The 5060-nt window shown below is 71.7% G+C and carries 4 protein-coding genes; 1 reads left to right on the plus strand and 3 read right to left on the minus strand.

From position 1 onward, the window contains the following. From ABNT58_RS06035 to ABNT58_RS06045, 3 genes are all read right to left on the minus strand, one after another. Nucleotides 1-1148: PepSY domain-containing protein (locus tag ABNT58_RS06035; RefSeq protein WP_348752600.1), on the minus strand; the 1148-nt coding region annotated here is incomplete at its 3' end. After that, nucleotides 1148-3208 carry a TonB-dependent receptor gene (locus ABNT58_RS06040; RefSeq protein ID WP_348752601.1) on the minus strand — a complete coding sequence of 687 codons (2061 nt, stop codon included), beginning with the start codon at nt 3206-3208 and terminating at the stop codon, nt 1148-1150. The genes ABNT58_RS06035 and ABNT58_RS06040, both read right to left, overlap by 1 nt. A 194-nt stretch (nt 3209-3402) precedes the next feature. After that, nucleotides 3403-3768, minus strand: coding sequence for a DUF2946 family protein (locus tag ABNT58_RS06045; protein WP_348752602.1), 366 nt, complete (start codon nt 3766-3768; stop codon nt 3403-3405). Nucleotides 3769-3869: 101 nt separating this feature from the next. Between ABNT58_RS06045 and ABNT58_RS06050 the strand changes: the two genes are divergently transcribed. Beyond that, on the plus strand, nt 3870-4877 hold the full coding sequence (locus ABNT58_RS06050; protein WP_348752603.1) for a tripartite tricarboxylate transporter substrate-binding protein: 1008 nt from the start codon (nt 3870-3872) through the stop codon (nt 4875-4877). Nucleotides 4878-5060: the final 183 nt, after the last annotated feature.

Genomic DNA, 5060 nt, shown 5'->3' on the forward strand with positions numbered 1-5060 from the left:
CCCAGGTGCACGTTGATGCCCCATTCCAGCCAGCGGCCCAGCGGGCCGTAGTCGGCATAGCCCATGTCCAGCAGCACCGCGCCGCTGTAGGCGTCGAGGTGCACCACGCGCTGCTGCGCCACATCGCGCGGGTACACCGCAGCGGTGAACACGCCGGTGGGCCCCGCAGGCAGGCTCACGCTGTAGCCGGGTGCCAGGCCCAGGCGCTGCACCCGGGCCATGACCGCGTCCACGCTCAGCATGCCGGGCAGGGTGGCGGCCCGTGGCGCGGCGGGTGCCTCATGGCCCTGATGCCCTGCATGCCCGGCGTGCCCGGCATGGTCATCGGCCACGCTCGACGATGGCACCTGCGACTGCGGCACCCGCGCCTGCGTCAGCGACCAGGCGGTGCTGCCCGTCTCGGGCAGGCGTTGCTGCGACATCGGCACTTGCACCCGCACACCGGCCGGGTAGCCGAAGTTGTGGCCGTTGGCCCATTGGTTGACCTGCTGGCCCCACAGCACCGACCAGGGCATGCCGGTGATGGCCAGGAAGGCCAGCACCGCGCCCACGCCCAGCCCGGTCACCGCATGCAGGTCGCGCCAGAACACGCGCTGGCGCGGCCGGCCGCGCACCGTCAGCACGCCACCGCTGCCCTGGCGGGCGCCGCGCGGCCACCACAGGTAGAGGCCGGTGGCCACCAGCAGCAGCGACCAGCCGGCCGCCATCTCGATGAAGCCGCGGGCCACCGGCCCGAAATACTTCAGGCTGTGCAGCTTGCGGATGGTCCAGGCCAGCGTGCCGCCCTCGGGCAGCGTGCCCAGCACCTGCGCGCGGTAGGGATCGACGTAGATGGTCACCCGCTCGCCATCGGCCCGCCGGATGCCCAGCTCGGCCGAGCCGGTGGCCGATGCGGCGGGCGTGAGCTTGCGCAGCGTGCCGGGCTGCGCGGCCAGCGCGGCGGCCACCCACTCGCTGGCGGGGCGTGGCGCGCTGGTGGCCGGCACCACCACTTTCAGGTCGCGGTGCCACCAGCCATCGATCTCGGCCTTGAACAGGTACAGCCCGCCGGTGATGGCCAGCCACACCAGGAAGGGCAGCACCAGCAGCCCGGCATAGAAGTGCCAGCGCCACACCGCGCGGTACAGGTCCTTGTCGCGGCTGTCCATCAGAACCTCAGGTCCAGGCTCAAGTAGGCGCTGCGGCCGTCGCCGGGCGAGTAGCCGGAAGAGCCGCTGTCATACCAGGCATAGACGTACTGTCGGTCGGTGACGTTCTTCAGCTGCAGGTTCAGGCTGGTGGCCGGCGTCAGTTGCCAGGTGGCGCCCAGGTTCAGCAGCGCATAGCCGCCGGCCTGGCCCAGCGTGTTGCTGCGCTCCAGGTAGTAGTCGCCCTGAGCGTTGGCCCAGGCCGAGAGCTTGAGCTGCGGCAGCACCTGCCAGTCCACCCCCGCCGTGGCCAGGTAACGCGGCACGTTTTCGATCTGTTGGCCGCGTGTGGTGGGTGCGCTGGGGTCGGGTTCGGTGATGCGCGCCAGCTGGTGCGACCAGGCCACCCAGGCCGTGGTGCCGGCCGTCGGCCGGCCCTGCAACTGCAGGTCGATGCCTTTGCGCAGCGTGCGGCCGACGTTGCCCTGGCCGCCGGGGTCGGGCAGGCCGTCCACGCCCAGCACACGCGCCACCTCGCCCGAGGCGCGCTGTTCCCAGTAGGCCACGCGGCCTTCCAGCCCGGCCAGCGGGCTGAACTTGAGGCCGGCTTCCCAGCCGTCGTTGATCGAGGGCGAGAGGTTGCGTGTCTGCGTGCGGTAGGCGTCGATGCCAGTGCCGATCTGGAAGCTGCGTCCCCAGTTGGCATACACGCTGGCCTGCGGCGAGACGGTGTAGGCCACGCTGATCTTGGGCTGCTTGACGAGGCCGTAGTCGTACACGTCGTAGGCCTCGCCGGTCAGGCGGTTGTTGAAATGGCCGCTGATCTTGTCCAGCCGCAGCGCCGGCACGATCTTCAGCGCAGCCACCGGGCGGATCACCGCCTGCACATAGCCGCCGCGGGTGTCGAGGTCGAAGTCCCAGTCGCGGAACTGCGAGCTGCGCACGCGCTGGACCGTGCGCCAGCGCTGGCCGATGTTGTCCTGCCATTGCGCGTCCAGCCCGCCTTCCAGCGTGAACTCATGCGCCCAGCTCACGGTGGGCCGCCAGGTCAGCGTGCCGATGGCGCCGCGCTGGCGCTCGTCGTTGTAGCGCTCCTGCTGCACCCCGGCGGCCGAGAAGCGCACCCAGCGCCGGTTCTCGTAGTGGTTGACGTACAGCTTGGTCGACCACGACACCGCCGGCGTGAGGCTGCCGTCCACATGCGCGCTGAGCTGGGTGGTGTCGCGTTCGCCGCGGTCGTCCTGCGCGTAGGCGGGTGAGCTGCGGGGCGCGGCTTCGGCCTGTTCGCGGGTCAGGTAACCCGACTCCAGCGCGCGGTTGCGGTAGTGGCGGGCGATCACGCCGGCCCGCCAGGCGCCATTGGCGCCGGTGTAGAACCACTTGCCGGCCAGTGCCAGCTTCTTCGCTTCGGCGTGGTCGCGGTAGCCGTCCGAGTCGCGCCAGCCGATGAAGTAATTCTGGCTCCAGGCGCCGCTTTCCAGGCCCTTGGCCAGCTGCAGTTCGCGCGTGCCGAAGCTGCCCACGGTGACGCTGGCGCGGCCCTCGTTGCCGCCGATGCGGGTGCGCACGTTGGCATTGCCGGCGATGTTGTGCAGGCCGTAGCGCGGGTCGTTGGTGCCGCGCACGATCTCGATGGCCTCGATGTCCAGCGGGAACACCGCGTCCAGAAAGGGCATGCCGCCCGCGTTGTCGTTGCTGGGAATGCCGTCGATCAGCAGCTTGACGGCGTTGATGCGGCCCTCGCCGTTGAAGCCGCGGAACGAGAAGCGGCCGGCATCGGTGCCCTGCTTGAACTGCGTGACCTGCACGCCGGGGGCGCGCGTCAGCAGCTCCCAGCTGTAGTCCACATGCTGGTCCTGCAGCAGGCTGGCGCCCAGGATGTCGACCGAGCTGAACACGCTGCGCGCCGGCAGCGGCCCCAGGGCCTTGGCGGTGACGTTGACGGTGGCAGTGCCCAGCACCAGCGTGGAGTCGCCGGCCGCATCGGCGGCTGAGGTCTGCGCATGGGCGGTGGTGGACAGGACAAGGGCGGCCGCGGCGGCCAGGGGCGCGCGGGCGGCGCCGGACGGGAAACGGAGCATGGGTGTCTTCGGGTGCAATCTCGTCGCCGCCGCGGGGCAAGCGACCGGCCAGGAAACGGTCCCGGCAGGCGGTCACGCGCCCGGCGGCGGCGATGGAACGGGGCGACCGCGGCCTCGGCGCCCTGCGCGCGCGGCCTTCAGCGGTATCGCCGATCGGGGTGGGGGTGGGCTGCCTCAGGCAGCCCCAGCCAGCTTCAGGCGGCCGCGGGCGGACCGCGCGGCGGCAGCGGCGCACCCAGCAGCGCCGCGATCTCGGCCGACGTGAACGGATGCACCGCGCGCAGTGGCGGCGCCGGCGCCACCACCGGCGGCAGCACCGGCGTGGCCGGCAGCGCCACCGGCAGGCACAGCGCGCAGTCCAGCGTGTGCGCGCCGATCGCGGGCGCATCGCCATCGGCGTCGGTGTCCGCCATCACCCACTGGATGGCACCACCGGCGGTGCACACCAGCTCCATCGCCTTCGGGTGCACCAGCGGCGCCGCCGTGGCCACCCCCACGGCCACCAGAAAGCACGCCAGCACGAGGCGGGCAAGCAAGGTGGAGCGGCGCAGGATTTGCATGGCTGCCCAGTATCGCCCAGGCCCGCGCCGGCAGCGCCTGCTGCCGCCTCCCTGGGTCTCGTTGCTACATTCGCCCCCAGTCGTTGAACCAGGAGATCGTGATGACCGCCCCCACCCAGACGGACCGCCCGTCCATCACCCGCCGCCGCGCCCTGCAGGGGCTGGCCGCTTCGGCCGGCGTGCTGGCCGCGCCCATGCTGTGGGCGCAATCGGACAAGACCTACCGCCTGCTGGTGGGCTTTCCGCCGGGCGGCGGCACCGATGCGGTGGCCCGCCTGCTGGCCGAGAAGCTCAAGCCCGAGCTGGGCGGTGCCAACTTCCTGGTCGAGAACAAGGCCGGTGCCGGCGGCCAGCTGGCCGCGCAGGCGCTGAAGGCCGCGCCGGCCGACGGCCACACGCTGTTCCTCACCCACGACCACACCATCTCCATCCTGCCGCTGGTGGTCAAGACGCCGGGCTTCGACCCCGCGCACGACTTCGTGCCGGTGGCGGGTTTTGCCACCTTTGCCAATGCGCTGGCGCTGTCGGGCGGCACGCCGGCCAAGTCGGTGGCCGAGTACGTGCAGTGGGTCAAGACCAGCCAGGGCGGCAAGAGCGCGCTGGGCATTCCGGCGCCGGCTTCGGTGCCCGAGTTCATGGTCAAGGTGCTGGCGCAGAAGTTCGGCGTCGACCTCATCTCGGCGCCGTACCGCGGCAGCGCGCCGATGATGGCCGACATGCTGGGCAACCAGATCGCCGGCGGCGTGGGCTCCATCCCCGACCTGATCGAGAACCACCGCAGCGGCAAGGTGCGCGTGGTGGCGGTGATGGGCGACAAGCGCCAGGCCCTGCTGCCCGACGTGCCCACGCTGGCCGAAGTGGGCGTGAGCGGCTTCGAGGAGCTGCCCTACTACGGCGTGTTCGCGCCCGCCGGCGCGCCCAAGGAGGGGCTGGACCGCTTCTCCGAGGCGCTGGCCCGCGTGCTGGCGCAGGCCGAGGTGAAGGAGCGGCTGACCAACATGGGCCTGAGCGTGGGCTACATGAACGCAGCCCAGCTGGGCGCCCGCGAGCGGGCCTATACCGCGGTGTGGACGAAGATCATCCGCGCGAGCGGCTTCCAGCCAGCTTGATGTAGGCCCCCAAGCTCGCTGCGCTCGCGCCCCCCCGAGGGGGAGCATCCGTCCTTGGGACGGCCCGGCGGACGGGTGGGTCGGCCCCCAAGCTCGCTGCGCTCGCGCCCCCCCCGAGGGGGAGCACCCATCCTTGGGGCGGCCCGGCGGACGGGTGGGTCTTCAGTGGTGTGACTTTGTAAA

The sequence above is a fragment of the uncultured Aquincola sp. genome (assembly GCF_964001545.1).
GTDB lineage: Bacteria > Pseudomonadota > Gammaproteobacteria > Burkholderiales > Burkholderiaceae_C > Aquincola.

Coding starts and splice junctions, on each gene's coding strand:
- ABNT58_RS06045 (WP_348752602.1), bottom strand. CDS start 3,768: ATGCAAATCCTGCGCCGCTCCACCTTGCTTGCCCGCCTCGTGCTGGCG.
- ABNT58_RS06040 (WP_348752601.1), bottom strand. CDS start 3,208: ATGCTCCGTTTCCCGTCCGGCGCCGCCCGCGCGCCCCTGGCCGCCGCG.
- ABNT58_RS06050 (WP_348752603.1), top strand. CDS start 3,870: ATGACCGCCCCCACCCAGACGGACCGCCCGTCCATCACCCGCCGCCGC.